The organism is Streptomyces sp. NBC_00207 (assembly GCF_045160965.1).
Lineage (GTDB): Bacteria > Actinomycetota > Actinomycetes > Streptomycetales > Streptomycetaceae > Streptomyces.
Genome location: NZ_CP130715.1, coordinates 6,388,816 through 6,406,046, shown reverse-complemented (window position 1 = coordinate 6,406,046; position 17,231 = coordinate 6,388,816). Strand labels below are relative to the sequence as shown.

The window sequence follows — 17,231 nt, the reverse complement described above, 5'->3', positions numbered from 1 at the left end:
TCACCGGGAGGCGGCCCGTCGCAAAGAACGCATGAACTCGTGCAGACGTGGGCGAGCGCCCGGGGGATCGCCCCGGGGATTCGCACCAGATGGTCTACACCTACACGATCTCAGCGTTTAGTGATCGTTGGCCCTTTTCGTGTGCATCGTCACAGGGGGCGGGAAGGTGCGCGACCTCGGTCACGGGGACGGCCTGGCGGGCGGCCGCCTGTTCGTCGGGCTCGTCCACCCGGTAGCCGGGGATCGACGGCCAGCGGACGGTGAGGACCACCGCGTCCTCCTCCGCGTACCAGGAGTGGTCGACGCCCCGGCCCCAGAGCACGTAGTCCCCCTGCTCGGCGAGGACGACGGTCCGCCCCGGGAACTCCAGCCGGAAGCGTCCGCTGATCAGCACCAGCAGTGCGGTGCGCTTCTCGGCTGTCGCCCACCGCTCCCGTTCGTCGCCCTTCGGGTGGACGCCCCATTTGATCTCCACGTCCTCGCTGTGACGGGGATCGGCGGGGTCCTTGAAGTGGCCCAGCAGCCAGCCTCGGTCGGCGGCGGCATCGGGGGTGGCCTTGCCGGTGTAGATGGTGGAGTCGTCGTTCACGGGGTGAGGCTAATGCAGTTGTGCCGGGCGGCCGGAAACTGGTCGGCTGGGGCTGATGACGATGGATCTCGGTGAACTTCTGAAGGTACGCGCCCGCTACGACGCGGAGGTGCGCGAGGGGGCGCAGCCGGACAGCGCGCAGGCCCGGGTGGAGCGGGCGGGCCGGGTCGTACGGCAGAGCGCGCCCGGGCTCGGGTGGAACGGCGTGCTCTGGTCGGACCTCGGCGAGGAGGACGCGGATGCGGAGATCGCCACGCAGGTGGCGTTCTTCGCGGAACGCGGATGTCCCGAGTTCGAGTGGAAGCTGTACGACCACGACGGGCCGGCGGATCTCGGGGCACGGCTGCGGGCGGCCGGCCTCGTGCCCGAGCCGCCGGAGACCCTGATGGTGGGACGGACGGCCGAACTCGCGCGGCTGCCGGTGGATCCGCCGGAGGGGATCACCCTGCGGGTGGTGACGGACGAGGCCGGGGTCGACCTGATGATGGAGGTCCACGCGGGGGCCTTCGGAACCGAGCGGCCGCGGATCCGGGAGCACCTGCTCGACCAGGTGCGGAACGAGCCGGAGTGCATCGCCGCGGTGCTGGCGATGGCCGGCGACACCCCGGTGAGCGCGGCCCGGATGGAGATGCGGCCGGGAACCGCCTTCGCGGGCCTCTGGGGCGGCGGCACGCTGCCTCGGTGGCGCGGCCGCGGCATCTACCGCCTGCTGGTGGCCCACCGCGCCCGCTCGGCGGCGGAGCGCGGCATCCCTTACCTCCAGGTGGACGCTTCGGACGACAGCCGGCCGATCCTGGAACGGCTGGGCTTCGGGGTCCTGGGCGTGACGGTGCCGTACATGTGGACGGCCGCCGGCCCCGCCTGACCTCCGCGCCCCGCCCGTGTGCGGGCTCATGCGGTCCGCCTCCCCGGCGGGGTTCCCCGGACCGGGGTCAACGGGCAAGATCGCCCGCATGGAACGCATCAGCCCGCCCCTGACCGGCAACGAGCGCGAAACCCTCCGGGCCTTTCTCGACTACCACCGGGCCACCCTCGCCTGGAAGTGCGAGGGCCTCAGCGACGAGCAGTTGCGCCGGAGCTCGATGCCCCCGTCCGCGCTGTCCCTGCTGGGCCTGGTCCGGCACATGGCCGAGGTCGAGCGCCACTGGTTCCGCCGCGTCCTGGGCGGCGAGGACCTCCCGCACCTGTGGTCGGACACCCACGACTTCCAGGCCGCCTACGACGCCTCCGGCTCCAGCCGCACCGAGGCCTTCACCGCGTGGCGGGACGAGGTCGCGCACGCCCGCCGGATCGAGTCGGCCGCCGAGTCCCTGGACGTGAAGGCGTACGTGCCGAGCTGGCAGGAGGAGGCCTCGCTGCGCCTGGTCATGCTCCACCTCATCCACGAGTACGCCCGCCACAACGGCCACGCCGACTTCCTCCGCGAGGCGATCGACGGCACCACGGGCGCGTAGGCCGCCTCCGGCCGGCGCGGACCGGGGCCGCCTCCGGCCGGCACGGACCGGCCCGGCTCCCGTCTAGCCGCCGGTGCCCGGCCGCCAGTAGCCCAGCCCGTTCACCCGGTGCTTCGGCAGCGCGAGTTCCTTGCGCAGGTACGCCGTCAGGCCGCGCGTCGTCGCCGTGTCGCAGGCCAGCCAGACGTACGCCGACTCCGGGTCCCCGAGCAGCTCCGGCAGTTCGGCCCGGACCCGGTCGGTCAGCGCCGCGCCGCCCCGCGGCACGCGGCGGATGTCGCGCAGGCCCGCGTCCCCCCGTACCGGCAGTTCCGCGTCCGAGGTGTGCTGCGTCTCGAACCAGATGGTCGCCGGCGTCTGCGGGTACGCGTCCAGCAGCGAGTTGATCGCCGGGAGGGAGGCCGGGTCGCCGATGACCAGCAGGCGCTCGGGGGCCGGGACGGGGCCGGTGAATCCCGTGCCCTGGACGGTGGCCTCGATCGAGTCACCCGGCCGGGCGCCGCGCGCCCAGGCGCTGGCGACCCCGTCGTGCAGGGCGAACTCGAAGCAGAACGTGCCCGCTTCGGGATCCGGGTCGACCAGCGTGTAGGCCCGCTGGTGCGGACGGCCCGCGCCCTCGAACCAGACCCGCACCCACATCGTCGGATGCAGCGACTCACCCGCGGCCGCCAGCAGCCCGCCGTCGGTGAAGTACACCCGGCGGTAGTGCTCCGTGACGTCTTCCGCCCCCGTGACCGTGAACGTGAAGTCCTTGCCCCGCATGAGCTTGAGGACCACGCCCTCCCAGCCCTTACCGACCGCCATGTCCAGCCCCTCCCCTGTACGCGCCTATAGTTAGGGCAGCCTAACCTAATGCACCCTGGGGAGAGTGTGAGCAGCGTGAGCAGTGTGAGCAGCGAGAACGACGCGGAGGCCTCCGCATCGTACGAGGTCTTCCGCGACCCCTGGGGCATCCCCCACCTCCGCGCATCCGACGAGCTCCGGCTCGCCCACGCCCAGGGCCGCGTCACGGCCTTCGACCGCGCCTGGCAGCTGGAGGTCGAACGGCACCGCGCCCAGGGCTCCAGCGCCTCCTTCCTCGGCCCGGACTCCGTCGGCTGGGACCGCTTCGCCCGCCAGTGCCGTCTCGCCGACACCGCCCGCCTCTGCTACGAGGCCATGGAAGCCGGTGATCCCGGCACCGCCGCCTGGGTCCGCGCGTACGTGGACGGCGTCAACGACGGGCTCGCCGAGGGCGCCGCCCGCGACGAGCGCTTCGCCCGCACCGGTCTCGCCCCCGCCCCCTGGGAGCCGTGGGTGCCGCTCGCCATCTGGATCGCCACGCACATCCTGTTCGCCGGCTTCGCCACCAAGCTGTGGCGCGAACGGGTGGCCCGCGCCCTCGGCGACGAGGCGGTCACCCTCTTCGCCACCGACGGCCCCGGCACCGCCGGCAGCAACGGCTGGCTGGTGCCGGGCGACCGCACCGCCACCGGTTCGGCGATCATCGCGGGCGACCCGCACCGGTTCATCGAGGACCCGGGCGTCTACCAGCAGATACGTCTCTCCTGCCCGGACTACGACGTCCTCGGCCTGGCCGTCCCCGGCGTCCCGGGCCTCGCCCACTTCGGACACACCGGCACCGCCGCCTGGGCCATCACCAACGCGATGGCCGACTACCAGGACCTGTACGTCGAGCAGTTGCGCCGCGGCGCCGGCTCCGCGTTCGAGGCGCTCGGCCCGGACGGCGCCTGGGAGCCCGTCGCCCGCCACACCGAGACCATCACCGTGGCAGGCGGCGACGACGTCGAGGTGGAGATCCTGGAGACCGCCCGCGGCCCCGTGATCATCCACGCGGACGGGGACACCGGGGCCGACGCGCACGCCGGAGCCCACACCGACGGCAGCGCACAGACTCTCTCCCTCCGCTACCCGCCCCGGGTCCGCCGGGACCTCGGCTTCGCCGCCCTCCCCGCCCTCCTGCGCGCCCGCACGGTCGCCGACATCGACCGCGCCCTCGACGGCTGGGCCGAGCCGGTCAACGTCGTGCACGCCGCCGACACCTCGGGCGGGCTGCTGCACCGCGTCGCGGGCGCCGTGCCGCTGCGCCACCGCACCAACCGGCTGCGCCCCGTGCCCGCCTGGGAGCCCGGGCACGCCTGGCAGGGCTGGGCCCCGACCCCCGCCGAGCCCGTGCAGGGCTTCGCCGTGATGGCCAACGCGCGCGGGATCGCCTCCCCGCTCGGCGTGGAGTTCGCGCCCCCGCACCGCGCCAACCGCATCCGCGAGCTGCTCAGCGGCTCCGCGGACTGGTCCCCGAAGGCGATGGCCGACGTACACCGGGACACGCACCTGGCCTCGGCGGCGCCCCTGCTCGCCCTGCTGCCCGGCTTCGAGGGCCTGACCCCGGCGGCGCAGGCCCTGCGCGAGCGGCTGCTGGCCTGGGACCGGCACATGGCGGCCGACAGCACCGACGCCACCGTCTTCTCGGCCTTCCGGACCGCGACGGTACGCCGCTTCGCCGCCGACCCCGTCTTCGCGAAGCTGTGGGGGGCGCCGACCGGCCCGGACGTGTTCCACCCCTGGCTGTACCTGGTCCCCCGCATCGGGTACGCCCTCGAAGGCCTGCTCACCACCTCCCTCGTCCCCGGACTCGACCAGGCGGCGCACGTCCGCGCCGCCCTGGAGGAGACGGCCGCCGCGGGCGCCCCCGACGCCCCCTGGTCGGAGGTGCACCGCCTCGCCCCCTGGCAGGCGCTGCCCGACCAGGAGGCCGTGGACTGGCCCGGCCTCGGCGGCGACCACGACTGCGTGAACGCCACCTCCTCCGTCCCGGGCTTCACCGACCGCACCGCCCGCGCATCGGCGGCCCGTTACGTCTGGGACCTCGCCCGCCGCGAGGACAGCCTCTGGGCCGTCCCGCTCGGTGCGGACGGCGTCACCGGCTCACCCCACCACCGCGACCAGCTCCCGCTGTGGGCTGACTGCGAACTCGTCCCCGTCGTCACCGACTGGACCCGGCTCACCAAGGAATCGATATGACCGCCCCCGCCTCCGCCTCCGTCAGACAGCCCGTCCACACCCAGCACGTCGAGGGCTTCGGCACCGTCGTCTTCACCCCCGTCGACCCGGCCGCCGACTCCGCCCTGATCCACAGCTGGGTGACGCAGGAGCGGGCCCGCTTCTGGGGCATGGGCGAGGCCAGCCGCGAGCTGGTCCAGGAGATCTACGAGGACGTCGACCGGCGCACCACCCACCACGCGTTCATGGTCAGCCGCGACGGCGAGCGGGTCGCGCTCTTCCAGACGTACGACTGCGCGGAGGACCGGGTCAGCGAGTGCTACGAGGTGCAGCCCGGGGACGTCGGCGCGCACCTGCTGATCGGCCCGGCCGAAGGCGCGGTCCAGCACGGCTACACCGCGGCCCTGATGACCGCGTTCATCTCGTTCGTGTTCTCCGACGCCTCCACCCGCCGCGTGGTCGTCGAACCTGACTCCCGCAACGTCAAGGCCATCGCCCTGATGGAGCGCACCGGCTTCACGCTCGGACCGGAGGTCGAACTCCCGGAGATCGACCTGCCCGAGGTCTACCTCCCCGCCAAGCAGGCCCGCCTGGCGTTCTTCACCGCGCGGGGTTCCGTGTCAGGACCTCGCTGACCAGAGCAGCCCATTCGGCCGGGCGCTCGGCGAACGGAAGCTGCCCCGTGGGCAGTTCCGCGAGCCGTGCGCCCGGCAGCGCGCCGGTCAGTTCCCGCTGGGACGCAAGGGGTGCGAGGAACCGCGCGAGCAGTTCGTCCTCCCCGCGCCGGGCCGGCTCGGACCACAGCTCGCCGGGCGTCCAGGACCGGCCCGAGGTTCGACCCCACCGAACCCCCGGCGCCGTGGGCGAGCCCTGATTTCCGTGACGGTCACTTCAGAAAGAACGCCACCCGAACGGCTTACCGATCGCTACAGAAAGAGCGGCCCCGATGGGGATCCCGATTCCCATTGACCCCGCACGCCTCGCCCCGGGAAGCTGATGCCCTCTCAAAGTGGGTTGAGGTGGGGGACATTGACCAGTCAGAACCTGCACATCGGACCGGACTCGGCGGCCGACCGGTACCGCCTGCTCCGGTCCATCGGGCGCGGCGGGGAGGCCGTGCTCTATCTCGCGGAGATCGAGCTCGCCGGCGGATCCGAGCCCGTGGTCGTCAAGGTGCTCGACTCCAAGACGACCATCACGCCCGACGTCTTCGACCGCATCAGCCAGAAGTGGAACGAGCAGGCCGAACTGCTGCGCTTCGTCCACCGGCCCGGCGTCGTGGGCGTGCGCGAGCACTTCGAAGGGCCGCCGATCCACCGGCCCGGGGAGTCCTCGACCCTGACCGGGCGCGCGCTCGTCCTCGTGATGAACCACGTCGACGGCCTGGACCTGCGGGACTGGCGGGCCGAGCGGACGCTCGCCACCGCCGCCGAGCGGCGCGAGGTGATGCGCACCCTGGAGCAGCTGGCCGACGTACTGGACTGGCTGCACTCGGGGAAGGCCACCCCCTCCGGGCGCCAGGTCATCCACGGCGACCTCTCCCCCGGCAATGTGATGGTCGACGCCCACGGGCAGGCCACGCTCGTCGACTTCGGCCTCAGCAAGCTGACCGCCGACCACCAGACGGCGGAGGTCTGGTTCACCCCGGGCTACGCGGCGCCCGAGGTCTTCGACGGCAAGCGGACGCCGGGCACGGACCGGTACGCCTTCGGGGCGATCGCCTACTTCCTGCTGAGCGGGCAGTCGCCGCCCGCCACCCCGGAGCAGCTGGCGCACGCGCTGACGGCACTGCCGCAGATCGCCGTGCTGGACGCCGAGCAGCGGGCGCGGATCGCCTCGATCTACGCGGCCGACCCCGGGAAGCGGCCGGTGAACCTGGCCGGCTGGATGAAGGACGTCCGCCACGCCGTGGTCTCCACGACCACCTCCACCTCGCAGCGGGCGGCCACCGTGCAGGACGCGGTTCCGGCCAGGCCGGTGGCGCCGCCCCAGCCGGTGCTGCCGCCGCAGCCCACCGCCCCGCCCGCCTCGCCCCCGGCGGCGGCCTCGACACCGACGGCGACACCGACGCCGACGCCCGCGGTGGCGTACGTGCCGACGGCGCCGGTCGCAGCCCCCGATCCGGGGCCGGCCACCGTGCCCGGCTCCGTACCGCCCGGGTACGGCCCCGCGGCGTACCAGCCGGCGCCGACGCCGTCCCCCGCTCCGGAGCCTCCCCGCCCCGGCAAGCGGAGGCGCACCGGGCTGGTCCTGGGCTCGGTGGCCGCCGTCGTGGTCATCGCGGCGCTCGCGGTGGCCGGCGTACGGTTCTTCGACGACAAAGACAAGGAGAACACCGCGGCGGACGGGAAGCCCGGCGCGGCGAGCTCGGCCCAGGCCTCCTCCACTCCGTCGCCCACGGCCACCCCGTCCGCGCAGGCGTCCCCGAAGGAATCCGCCCCCGAGTCCTCCACGAGCCCGGACGCCTCCGCCAGCCCGGCCGACCCGGGCTCGGTCAAGGACAGCAACGTCGCCGACCTGACCGTGCTGTCCTCGGTGGGCTCGGCCGACAACTTCGAGGTCGGCTCCGCCAAGCTGAACACGAAGGAGTACGGGGCGACCCTGCTCGGCAGCTGCTACTACGGCGCGGCCGTCGAGTACGACGTGAACCGCGCCTGGAAGACCCTGGAGTTCACGGCGGGCATCGACGACGGCTCGACCGTCGAGCAGGCCCGGCTCACCATCTCCGTGGACGACAAGCCGGCGCTCTTCTCCGAGCTCGTCCACCTGGGCAAGCCGGTCACCAAGTCCCTGAACATCGAAGGGGCCCTGCGACTGCGGATCAAGGTGGAGGAGGGCTGCAAGGGCCGCGGCAACGCGGTGCTCGCGGCGCCGGTCCTCAAGCGCTGACGGCACCACGACGGCGGGCTCCCTCAACCGGCGAGGGAGCCGTCCGACACCCCGAGGTCCTCGCGCATCGCGGTGCGCATCGCCGAGATGAGCCCCCAGATCTCGTCCTTCGCCCTGCTCGCGGTCTCAGGCGTCTCGCCCGGCTCGGGGGCACCTCGCTCCAGGCGCTTGACCTGGCCGTACACATCGTTGATGGCCCTGTTGACCGTCATGGCGCGGGCGAGCACCTCGTCCGGGGCGATCATCTGCGCCTCGGAGTACCGGTCGCGGTGGGCGGCCTTCGCCGCGTCGAGGGCCTCGCGGTCGGCGTCCTCGACACGACGCTCCCGCATGACGTGCAGGTGACGGTTGAGGGCCGTGGTGAACTGCCGGGCATCACGGTTGAGCTCCACGTAGCAGGACCGCCGCAGCGCCAGGCTCTCCCGCACCTCCTCCTGCCCCCGCAGCAGTTCTATCTCCCGCCGCTTCGCCCGCTCGGACCCCCGCTGGGTGAGCAGCGCCGCTCCCAGCGTGCCCACGACACCCGTCACCGCGATGAGCACCGCGCTGATCTCCACCGGCCACCTCCGTGATCCCCCTCGGCCGGTACTCCTCCGTACCCGCCCCCGGTGGTCCAGTCTGCGGGAGACGCAGGGAGGCCCCGCACCGACGGGTGCGGGGCCTCCGGGCGTTCAGCGGTGCGGGGCTCAGCCCTCGGAGACGCCCAGGCGCTCCAGGATGAGCTCCTTGACGCGTGCCGCGTCGGCCTGGCCACGGGTGGTCTTCATGACCGCGCCGACCAGGGCGCCGACGGCGGCGATCTTGCCACCGCGGATCTTGTCCGCGATGGCCGCGTTGCCGGCGATGGCCTCGTCCACGGCCGCGCCGAGCGCGCCCTCGTCCGAGACGACCTTCAGGCCGCGCTTCTCGACGACCTCGTCCGGGGTGCCCTCGCCGGCGAGGACGCCTTCGAGGACCTTGCGGGCCAGCTTGTCGTTGAGCGAACCGTCGGCGACCAGGGCCGCGACCCGGGCCACCTGGACCGGGGTGATCGGCAGCTCGTCGACCACGACGCCCTGCTCGTTCGCGTTGCGGGCCAGCTCGCCCATCCACCACTTGCGCGCGGCGGCCGAGTCGGCACCCGCCTCGATCGTGGCGACGATGGAGTCCACCGCGCCCGCGTTGAGGATCGACTGCATGTCGTGCTCGGTGACGCCCCACTCCTCGCGGAGCCGGTTGCGGCGCACGCGCGGCATCTCGGGCAGACCGCCGCGCAGCTCCTCGACCCATGCACGGGCCGGGGCCACGGGGACCAGGTCGGGCTCCGGGAAGTACCGGTAGTCCTCGGCGTTGTCCTTGATGCGGCCGGCCGTGGTGGAGCCGTCCTCCTCGTGGAAGTGCCGGGTCTCCTGCACGATCGAGCCGCCGGAGGTCAGCACGGCCGCGTGGCGCTGGATCTCGAAGCGCGCGGCGCGCTCGACGGAGCGCAGCGAGTTGACGTTCTTGGTCTCGCTGCGGGTGCCGAACTCGGACTCGGGCGTCGGGCGCAGCGACAGGTTCACGTCGCAGCGCATCTGGCCCTTGTCCATGCGGGCCTCGGAGACGCCGAGCGCCTTGATGACCTCGCGCAGCTCGGCGACGTACGCCTTGGCGACCTCGGGGGCCCGCTCGCCCGCGCCCTCGATGGGCTTGGTGACGATCTCGATGAGCGGGATGCCGGCGCGGTTGTAGTCCAGCAGGGAGTGGGACGCGCCGTGGATACGGCCGGTGGCGCCGCCGACGTGCAGCGACTTGCCGGTGTCCTCCTCCATGTGGGCGCGCTCGATCTCCACGCGGAAGATCTCGCCGTCCTCCAGCTGGACGTCCAGGTAGCCGTTGAAGGCGATGGGCTCGTCGTACTGGGAGGTCTGGAAGTTCTTCGGCATGTCCGGATAGAAGTAGTTCTTCCGGGCGAAGCGGCACCACTCGGCGATCTCGCAGTTCAGCGCGAGGCCGATCTTGATGGCGGACTCGATGCCGATCGCGTTGACGACCGGGAGCGAGCCGGGCAGGCCGAGGCAGGTCGGGCACGTCTGCGAGTTGGGCTCGGCGCCCAGCTCCGTGGAGCAGCCGCAGAACATCTTCGTCTTGGTGCCGAGCTCGACATGGACCTCGAGGCCCATGACGGGGTCGAACGAGGCGAGAGCGTCCTCGTACGACAGCAGTTCGGTGAAGGTCACGGTGAAACTTTCCCTCTCAGCCCAGCAGGACGTCGTCGTCGCCCAGGCGCTTCAGCTCGCGGTACAGGATCGCGAGGCCGGTGACGATGGCGGCGGCGGACACGGCGGCGTCGATCAGCCGCAGGACGTCGCCGTCGCTGCGGGCAAGCTTGGCCTGCTTGGCAACGCTCACGGCGCCGAACGCGGTGGTGGCCAGCGAGACGTAGACGCCGGTTTTCGACTTCTTGAAGTTCTTGGCCTTCTTTGCCATGGCACTCACAGCGACGGAGCCTCCTCGAGCAGCGGGTGACCCCAACGTGCGACGAAGGCGGCCTCGACGGCTGCACCGACCTTGTAGAGCCGGTCGTCCTTCATCGCCGGGGCGATGATCTGCAGCCCGACCGGGAGACCGTCCTCCGGTGCCAGGCCGCAGGGGAGCGACATGGCGGAGTTGCCGGCCAGGTTGGTCGGGATGGTGCACAGGTCCGCGAGGTACATCGCCAGCGGGTCGTCGGTGCGCTCACCGATCGGGAAGGCGGTGGTCGGGGTCGTCGGGGAGACGATCACGTCGACCTGCTCGAAGGACTTCTCGAAGTCCCGCGAGATGAGGGTGCGGACCTTCTGGGCGGAGCCGTAGTACGCGTCGTAGTAGCCGGAGCTGAGCGCGTACGTGCCGAGGATGATGCGGCGCTTGACCTCGTCGCCGAAGCCGGCTTCGCGGGTCAGGGCGGTGACGTCCTCGGCGGACTTGGTGCCGTCGTCGCCGACGCGCAGGCCGTAGCGCATGGCGTCGAAACGGGCCAGGTTCGAGGAGCACTCGGACGGCGCGATCAGGTAGTACGCGGCCATCGCGAGGTCGAAGGACGGGCAGTCCAGCTCGACGATCTCGGCGCCGAGCTCCTTGAGGAGCTCCACCGACTCGTTGAAGCGCTGGACGACGCCGGCCTGGTAGCCCTCGCCGGCGAACTGCTTGACCACGCCGACGCGCATGCCGGCGACCGAGCCGTTGCGGGCGGCCTCGACGACCGGCGGGACCGGGGCGTCGATGGAGGTGGAGTCCATCGGGTCGTGGCCGGCGATGACCTCGTGGAGGAGCGCCGCGTCCAGGACCGTACGGGCGCAGGGCCCGCCCTGGTCGAGGGAGGAGGAGAAGGCGACCATGCCGTAGCGGGAGACACCGCCGTACGTGGGCTTCACGCCGACCGTGCCGGTGACGGCGGCGGGCTGGCGGATGGAGCCGCCGGTGTCCGTGCCGATGGCCAGCGGGGCCTGGAAGGCGGCGAGGGCCGCCGCGGAGCCGCCGCCGGAGCCGCCGGGGATCCGGGTGAGGTCCCAGGGGTTGCCGGTGGGGCCGTAGGCGCTGTTCTCGGTGGAGGACCCCATGGCGAACTCGTCCATGTTGGTCTTGCCGAGGATGACGACGTCGGCTTCCTTCAGCTTGCGCGTCAGGGTGGCGTCGTAGGGCGGGATCCAGCCTTCGAGGATCTTCGAACCGACGGTGGTCGGGACCCCGACGGTGGTGAAGATGTCCTTGAGGGCGAGCGGGACGCCGGCCAGCGGGCCGAGCTTCTCGCCGCGCTCGCGCTTGGCGTCGACGGCGCGGGCCTGCGCGAGGGCGCCCTCGCGGTCCACGTGCAGGAAGGCGTTGACCTTCTCGTCGGTGGCGTCGATGCGGGCCAGGTGGGCCTCGGTCACCTCGACGGCCGTGAGCTCGCCGGAGGCGATCTTCTCGGCGGTCTCGGCGGCCGTGAGCTTGATGATGTCGACCATGGCTGTTAGTCCTCCCCCAGGATCTGCGGCACCTTGAAACGCTGCTGCTCCTGGGCGGGAGCACCGGAGAGCGCCTGCTCGGGGGTGAGCGACGGACGGACCTCGTCCGCGCGCATGACGTTCGTCAGCGGCAGCGGGTGGGAGGTCGGCGGGACGTCTTGGTCGGCGACCTCGGAAACGCGGGCGACCGCGCCGATGATGTCGTCGAGCTGTCCGGCGAAGTGATCCAGCTCGTTGCTGGACAGCTCAAGGCGCGCCAGCCGAGCGAGGTGGACGACCTCCTCGCGCGTAATGCCAGGCATGCAGCGATCCTCTGGGGGTGGGTGGATGTTTGGGTTTCGGACCCAATCCTATGGGGCCCGGCCCCCGGCCTGCGAAACGGTTTGGCCCGATGCCTGAACGGCGCCGCTGCGCGGAGCCTCCCGGGCGCTGCCCGGACCCTCCCCCGGACTTCGTCCGGGGGGACCCCCACTCAATCGCCGGCGGGGCTGGATTCAGCCTCGCCGGCGATTGAGGCGCGGGGTCTGGGGCGGAGCCCCAGCAGCGGCGCGGCAGGATCAGACCGCGTCGGCCTCGGCCGCGGCCAGTTCCGCCGAGATGTCGGCCGGGCGGCGCCAGCCGCGTTCGCCGCGGGCCAGCAGCCAGGCGGTGGCCTCCTGCGGCGGCATCGCGGCGGCGACCAGCCACCCCTGCACCGCGTCGCAGCCCAGGTCCCGCAGCCGCTCCCACGTCTCGTCGTCCTCCACGCCCTCGGCGACGACCAGCAGGCCGAGCGAGTGCGCGAGGTCCACGGTGCAGCGGACGATCTCCGCGTCCTGCGCGTCGACGGCCAGCCGGCCCACGAAGGAGCGGTCGATCTTCAGCTCGCTGACCGGCAGCCGCCTCAGGTGGACCAGCGAGGAGTAGCCCGTTCCGAAGTCGTCCAGGGACATCTTCACGCCGTGGCCGGTGAGCCCGGCCATGGTGTCGGCCGCCCGCTGGGGGTCCTCCAGCAGGACGTGTTCCGTTATCTCCAGCTGCAGCCCGCTGGCCGGGACCCCGTGCCGGGCCAGTCGGGCGGCCACCGCACCCGCGAAGCCCGGGGTGTGGACGTCGCGCGGCGAGACGTTGACGGCCACGGGGACCTTCAGGCCCTGGGCCCGCCACCGTGCCACCTGGGCGAGGGCGGTCTCCAGTACGTACTCCGTCAGGTGCGGCATCAGCCCGGAGGTCTCGGCGATCGCGATGAACTCGTCCGGGGACACCCGCCCCCGTTCCGGGTGCACCCAGCGCACCAGGGCTTCGAGCCCGGCCACCTGGCCGTCGAAGCGGACCTTCGGCTGGTAGTGGAGTTCCACTTCGCCGGCGTCCAGGGCTCTGCGGAGGTCGCCGAGGAGGCCCAGGCGGTCGGGGGTGTTGCTGTCCCGCTTGGACTCGTACACCTCCACGCCCGTACGGTCGCGCTTGGCCTGGTACATCGCCACGTCCGCGCGCCGCAGCAGCCCCTCCGCGTCCAGCGCGTGGTCGGGGAAGACGGCGAGGCCGGCGCTGGCCTCCAGGACGAGGGTGAGGCCGTCGAGGTCGAGGGGGGAGCTGAGCTCCGCGACCAGGTGGCGGGCGACCCGCTGGGCGCTGGTGGTGGAGTCGGTGACGGGGAGCAGCACGGCGAACTCGTCGCCGCCGAGCCGGGCAGCCTCGGCTTCCTCGGGCAGGGCCTGGCGCAGCCGGTCGGCGATCTGGAGCAGCAGCCGGTCGCCCGCCAGGTGGCCGAGGGTGTCGTTGACCGCCCGGAATCGGTCCAGGTCGATCAGCACAAGAGCTGCCCGGGTGCCCAAACGTTCAGCCTCGTCCAGGGCGGACCAGGCGCGCTCCAGCAGCCACTGCCGGTTCGGCAGCCCGGTCAGCGGGTCCCGCAGCTGTTCCTCGGCGCGCGCCCGGGCGATCCACAGGGTGGAGTCCAGTGCGATCAGCGGTACGGCGAACAGCGGCAGCAGGACCGGCTGGGTGACGGCGACGACGCAGATCAGGGGGGCGATGCCGAGCAGCGCCACCGCGACTAAGGCCTGCCGGAGCAGGGCGGTGCGGGCGACCGTCGGCAGGCCGTCGCCGCGCGGGTTCAGTGCGATCCAGAGGAGGACGCGCGTGACGAGCAGGTAGGCGACGGCGACGAGGACGACCTCGGGGACCGCCTCCAGTCCCCAGGTGGTGGGGAGCCAGGGGGTCTCGACGGAGGGCGTCACCCCGAAGGCGGCGAGTACGAGGGCTCCCGCGCCGATGCCGAGGATGTCGACGGAGCCGTGCAGCAGGCCCTGCCGCCAGCGGTGCCGGCGCGCGGCCCCGACCAGCGAGACGACGGCCAGGGAGACGAGTCCCGCGGGCACCCAGCCGTAGAGGAGGAGCACGCCGAGGGTGAGCGCGGCGCCGGATCCGGTGCCGCCCCACCAGCGGTCACGGCCAAGTGCGACCAGGTGACCGACGATGATGCCGGTGAGGAGGGCCAGCGCCCAGCCGACCGTCCCGCCGGGGAACAGCGCATGACGGCCGTTCAGCGCGGACACGATGCCTGCGCCGAGGGCCACGACCGAGAGGCCCACGACGAGGAAGGGCAGCACGCCGCGCCGCCCCTGTCCGCCCGCGTCGGTGTCGATCGGTCGGGTCTCCGGTGTCCTGGCACCCAGGACTCCGAGCCTGCCCGCCCGCATGGACGGGAGTTCCCCGCCGAATTCAGGTGACGGGTCGGCGCTTTCGGTGGGTTTCATGCCCGTACCTCTCACAGCCGGCGATGCCGATGTCACGCGATGGCCCCGATGTCATGCCACCACGGCCGGATCGCATCCTGCAGCCGTGCACGACAGGCGCACCCCTCAACAGTAGGACGCGGGAGGGTCCCAGGGGCAGCGGTCGGCAGTGGTTGCCCGAATGCGACCCAGCCATCCTCATCAGTACGGTATCCGCCGAACGGGTGAGTTTGGACCGGGCCCCCCACGTCACCCATCCGATGATCCGACAGGTCACCGCCCTGCGACCAGCCTTGTACCAGCCGTTTACCACCGTCCGCCGCGCCTGGCGTGCGCCCGCCCGTACGGCCGCACGCCACGCATCCGTTCGCCTTCGCTACTCCCCTTCGGCGATTCCCCTCGCGGTGTTTCCCCGGTACTACCCGGTATTACTCCGCTTCGCCTTCGCCGTCCACCGGGAGCGCGGCCTCCCGCGCCGCGTCCGGGCCCTGCTCCAGCAGCACCGCGAATCCGGCGTCGTCGAGGATGGACAGCTTCAGCTGCACGGCCTTGTCGTACTTGGAGCCCGGGTTGTCGCCGACGACGACGAACGAGGTCTTCTTCGAGACGGAGCCGGTGACCTTGGCTCCGCGGCTCTGCAGGGCCTCCTTCGCGCCGTCCCGCGTGTGGCTCTGCAGCGTGCCGGTGACGACGACGGTCAGCCCCTCCAGCGGCCGCGGCCCCTCCTCCTCGGCGGAACCTTCCTCCTCCATCCGCACCCCGGCTTCCCGCCACTTGCGCAGGATCTCCTGGTGCCAGTCGACGGCGAACCATTCCTTGAGGGAGGCGGCGATGATCGCCCCGACCCCGTCGGTGGCGGTCAGCTCCTCCTCGGTGGCCTGCTCGATGCGCTCGATCGACCGGAACTCGCGGGCGAGGGCCTCCGCCGCGACCGGTCCGACGTGGCGGATCGACAGACCGTTGATGACGCGGGCGAGCGGGCGCTCCTTGGCTGCCGCGATGTTCTCCAGCATCGCCAGGGCGTTCTTCTTCGGTTCGCCCTTCTGATTGGCGAAGACCGTGACGATCTTCTCCTCGCCGGTCTTCGGGTCCCGCTTGGGCAGGCCGCTGTCCGGGTCCAGGACGTACGCCTTGATGGGCAGCAGCTGCTCGATGGTCAGGCCGAAGAGGTCTCCCTCGTCCAGCAGGGGCGGCTGCGCCGGCTCCAGCGGGGCGGTCAGCGCGGCCGCGGCCACCATGCCGAAGTTCTCGATGTCCAGGGACTGCCGGCCGCCCAGGTAGAAGAGCCGCTCGCGCAGCTGGGCGGGGCAGGTCTGGGCGTTGGGGCACCGGACGTCGATGTCCCCCTCCTTCATCGGCCGCAGCGCCGTCCCGCACGCGGGGCACTCGGCGGGCATCACGAACTCCCGCTCGCTGCCGTCCCGCAGGTCCACCACCGGTCCGAGGATCTCGGGGATGACGTCGCCGGCCTTGCGCAGGACGACGGTGTCCCCGATGAGCACGCCCTTGGCCTTGACGACCTCCTGGTTGTGCAGGGTGGCGAACTCGACCTCGGAGCCCGCCACCGTCACCGGCTCCACCTGCGCGTACGGGGTCACGCGCCCGGTGCGGCCGACGCCGACCTTGATGTCGATCAGCTTGGTGTTGACCTCTTCGGGGGCGTACTTCCAGGCGATCGCCCAGCGCGGGGCGCGCGCGGTGGAGCCGAGCCGGCCCTGCAGCGCGATCTCGTCGAGCTTGACGACCACGCCGTCGATCTCGTGCTCCACCGAGTGCCGGTTCTCGCCGAATTCCGCGATGAACGCGCGGACGTCGGCGAGGGAGGCGACCACCTTGTTGTGCCGGGCGGTCGGCAGACCCCACTCGCGCAGCAGCTCGTACGCCTGCGACTGGCGCTCGATCTCGAAGCCCTCGCGGGCGCCGATGCCGTGGACGACCATGTGCAGCGGACGGCTCGCGGTGACCTTCGGGTCCTTCTGGCGCAGCGAACCGGCCGCGGCGTTGCGCGGGTTGGCGAAGGGCTTGCCCTCCGCCTCCACGAGGCGGGCGTTGAGCTCCTCGAACTTCTCCATCGGGAAGTAGACCTCGCCGCGGATCTCGACGAGGGCCGGGATCCGGTCGCCCTTGAGACGGTCCGGGATCTCGGCGATGGTGCGGACGTTGGGCGTGATGTCCTCACCGGTGCGGCCGTCGCCGCGGGTGGCGGCACGGGTGAGCCGGCCGTGCTCGTAGGTGAGGTTGACGGCGAGGCCGTCCACCTTCAGCTCGCACAGGTAGTGGTAGTCCTGGGTGTTCACGTCCCGGGCCACCCGCTCGGCCCAGGCGGCCAGTTCCTCGTCGTCGAAGGCGTTGTCGAGGGAGAGCATCCGCTCCCGGTGCTCGACGGAGGCGAAGTCCGTCTCGTACGCCCCGGCCACCTTCTGGGTGGGCGAGTCGGGCGTGCGCAGCTCCGGGTACTGCTCCTCCAGTGCCTCCAGCGAGCGCAGCAGCTTGTCGAACTCGGCGTCGCTGACGACCGGCTGGTCGTTCACGTAGTACCGGAAGCGGTGCTCCTCGACCTGCTCGGCGAGCAGCTGGTGCTGCTCGCGCACCGCCGCCGGTACTGCCGTGTCCTGCTGTTCGGCTGCCATGCCGT

The 17,231-nt window shown here is 72.2% G+C and carries 13 protein-coding genes and 1 pseudogene; 5 read left to right on the top strand and 9 right to left on the bottom strand.

All coding sequences use genetic code 11. The features are described from left to right. Positions 1–217: 217 nt before the first annotated feature. Positions 218–589, bottom strand: a pseudogene (locus OG472_RS30405) (signal peptidase I); the annotation flags it as partial. Between the two features lie 61 nt (positions 590–650). Here OG472_RS30405 and OG472_RS30400 point away from each other — a divergent pair. After that, positions 651–1,454: a GNAT family N-acetyltransferase gene (locus OG472_RS30400; protein WP_405943220.1), complete on the top strand. Its 804-nt coding sequence runs from the start codon at positions 651–653 to the stop codon at positions 1,452–1,454. Between the two features lie 88 nt (positions 1,455–1,542). Continuing rightward, complete coding sequence (locus tag OG472_RS30395; RefSeq protein ID WP_405832088.1) at positions 1,543–2,043, top strand: DinB family protein; 501 nt, start codon at positions 1,543–1,545, stop codon at positions 2,041–2,043. Positions 2,044–2,106: 63 nt separating this feature from the next. Here OG472_RS30395 and OG472_RS30390 read toward each other — a convergent pair whose 3' ends face one another. Continuing rightward, positions 2,107–2,847: a siderophore-interacting protein gene (locus tag OG472_RS30390; RefSeq protein ID WP_405832086.1), complete on the bottom strand. Its 741-nt coding sequence runs from the start codon at positions 2,845–2,847 to the stop codon at positions 2,107–2,109. Positions 2,848–2,895: 48 nt separating this feature from the next. Between OG472_RS30390 and OG472_RS30385 the strand changes: the two genes are divergently transcribed. From OG472_RS30385 to OG472_RS30375, 3 genes are all read left to right on the top strand, one after another. Beyond that, the gene (locus tag OG472_RS30385) at positions 2,896–5,064 is read left to right on the top strand and encodes a penicillin acylase family protein (RefSeq protein WP_405942263.1); all 2,169 of its coding nucleotides are present in this window, start codon (positions 2,896–2,898) and stop codon (positions 5,062–5,064) included. Beyond that, a complete protein-coding gene (locus OG472_RS30380; RefSeq protein WP_405942262.1) occupies positions 5,061–5,678 on the top strand; it encodes a GNAT family N-acetyltransferase in 618 nt (205 codons plus the stop codon). Before OG472_RS30385 ends, OG472_RS30380 begins: the two co-directional genes overlap by 4 nt. A 394-nt stretch (positions 5,679–6,072) precedes the next feature. Next, positions 6,073–7,932 (top strand): protein kinase domain-containing protein, encoded by a 1,860-nt coding sequence (locus tag OG472_RS30375; protein WP_405942261.1) that lies wholly within the window; start codon positions 6,073–6,075, stop codon positions 7,930–7,932. Positions 7,933–7,955: 23 nt separating this feature from the next. On the opposite strand, the gene OG472_RS30370 is transcribed toward OG472_RS30375, so the two are convergent. From OG472_RS30370 to ligA, 7 genes are all read right to left on the bottom strand, one after another. Next, positions 7,956–8,489 carry a hypothetical protein gene (locus OG472_RS30370; RefSeq protein WP_401612105.1) on the bottom strand — a complete coding sequence of 178 codons (534 nt, stop codon included), beginning with the start codon at positions 8,487–8,489 and terminating at the stop codon, positions 7,956–7,958. 129 nt (positions 8,490–8,618) lie between these two features. Further along, positions 8,619–10,130: an Asp-tRNA(Asn)/Glu-tRNA(Gln) amidotransferase subunit GatB gene (gene gatB, locus OG472_RS30365; RefSeq protein WP_401612102.1), complete on the bottom strand. Its 1,512-nt coding sequence runs from the start codon at positions 10,128–10,130 to the stop codon at positions 8,619–8,621. A gap of 16 nt (positions 10,131–10,146) precedes the next feature. After that, positions 10,147–10,380 (bottom strand): hypothetical protein, encoded by a 234-nt coding sequence (locus tag OG472_RS30360; protein WP_319722110.1) that lies wholly within the window; start codon positions 10,378–10,380, stop codon positions 10,147–10,149. Between the two features lie 5 nt (positions 10,381–10,385). Then, positions 10,386–11,879 (bottom strand): Asp-tRNA(Asn)/Glu-tRNA(Gln) amidotransferase subunit GatA, encoded by a 1,494-nt coding sequence (gene gatA / locus OG472_RS30355; RefSeq protein WP_401612099.1) that lies wholly within the window; start codon positions 11,877–11,879, stop codon positions 10,386–10,388. A 5-nt stretch (positions 11,880–11,884) separates the two neighbouring features. Continuing rightward, the gene (gatC, locus tag OG472_RS30350) at positions 11,885–12,181 is read right to left on the bottom strand and encodes an Asp-tRNA(Asn)/Glu-tRNA(Gln) amidotransferase subunit GatC (protein WP_030030671.1); all 297 of its coding nucleotides are present in this window, start codon (positions 12,179–12,181) and stop codon (positions 11,885–11,887) included. A gap of 255 nt (positions 12,182–12,436) precedes the next feature. After that, positions 12,437–14,617 (bottom strand): putative bifunctional diguanylate cyclase/phosphodiesterase, encoded by a 2,181-nt coding sequence (locus OG472_RS30345; RefSeq protein WP_405832078.1) that lies wholly within the window; start codon positions 14,615–14,617, stop codon positions 12,437–12,439. 407 nt (positions 14,618–15,024) lie between these two features. Then, positions 15,025–17,226, bottom strand: a complete 2,202-nt coding sequence (gene ligA / locus OG472_RS30340; protein WP_383563374.1) for an NAD-dependent DNA ligase LigA — start codon at positions 17,224–17,226, stop codon at positions 15,025–15,027. Positions 17,227–17,231 lie beyond the last annotated feature (5 nt).

Coding starts and splice junctions, on each gene's coding strand:
- OG472_RS30400 (WP_405943220.1), top strand. CDS start 651: ATGGATCTCGGTGAACTTCTGAAGGTACGCGCCCGCTACGACGCGGAG.
- OG472_RS30395 (WP_405832088.1), top strand. CDS start 1,543: ATGGAACGCATCAGCCCGCCCCTGACCGGCAACGAGCGCGAAACCCTC.
- OG472_RS30390 (WP_405832086.1), bottom strand. CDS start 2,847: ATGGCGGTCGGTAAGGGCTGGGAGGGCGTGGTCCTCAAGCTCATGCGG.
- OG472_RS30385 (WP_405942263.1), top strand. CDS start 2,896: ATGCACCCTGGGGAGAGTGTGAGCAGCGTGAGCAGTGTGAGCAGCGAG.
- OG472_RS30380 (WP_405942262.1), top strand. CDS start 5,061: ATGACCGCCCCCGCCTCCGCCTCCGTCAGACAGCCCGTCCACACCCAG.
- OG472_RS30360 (WP_319722110.1), bottom strand. CDS start 10,380: ATGGCAAAGAAGGCCAAGAACTTCAAGAAGTCGAAAACCGGCGTCTAC.
- gatA (WP_401612099.1), bottom strand. CDS start 11,879: ATGGTCGACATCATCAAGCTCACGGCCGCCGAGACCGCCGAGAAGATC.
- gatC (WP_030030671.1), bottom strand. CDS start 12,181: ATGCCTGGCATTACGCGCGAGGAGGTCGTCCACCTCGCTCGGCTGGCG.
- OG472_RS30345 (WP_405832078.1), bottom strand. CDS start 14,617: ATGAAACCCACCGAAAGCGCCGACCCGTCACCTGAATTCGGCGGGGAA.
- ligA (WP_383563374.1), bottom strand. CDS start 17,226: ATGGCAGCCGAACAGCAGGACACGGCAGTACCGGCGGCGGTGCGCGAG.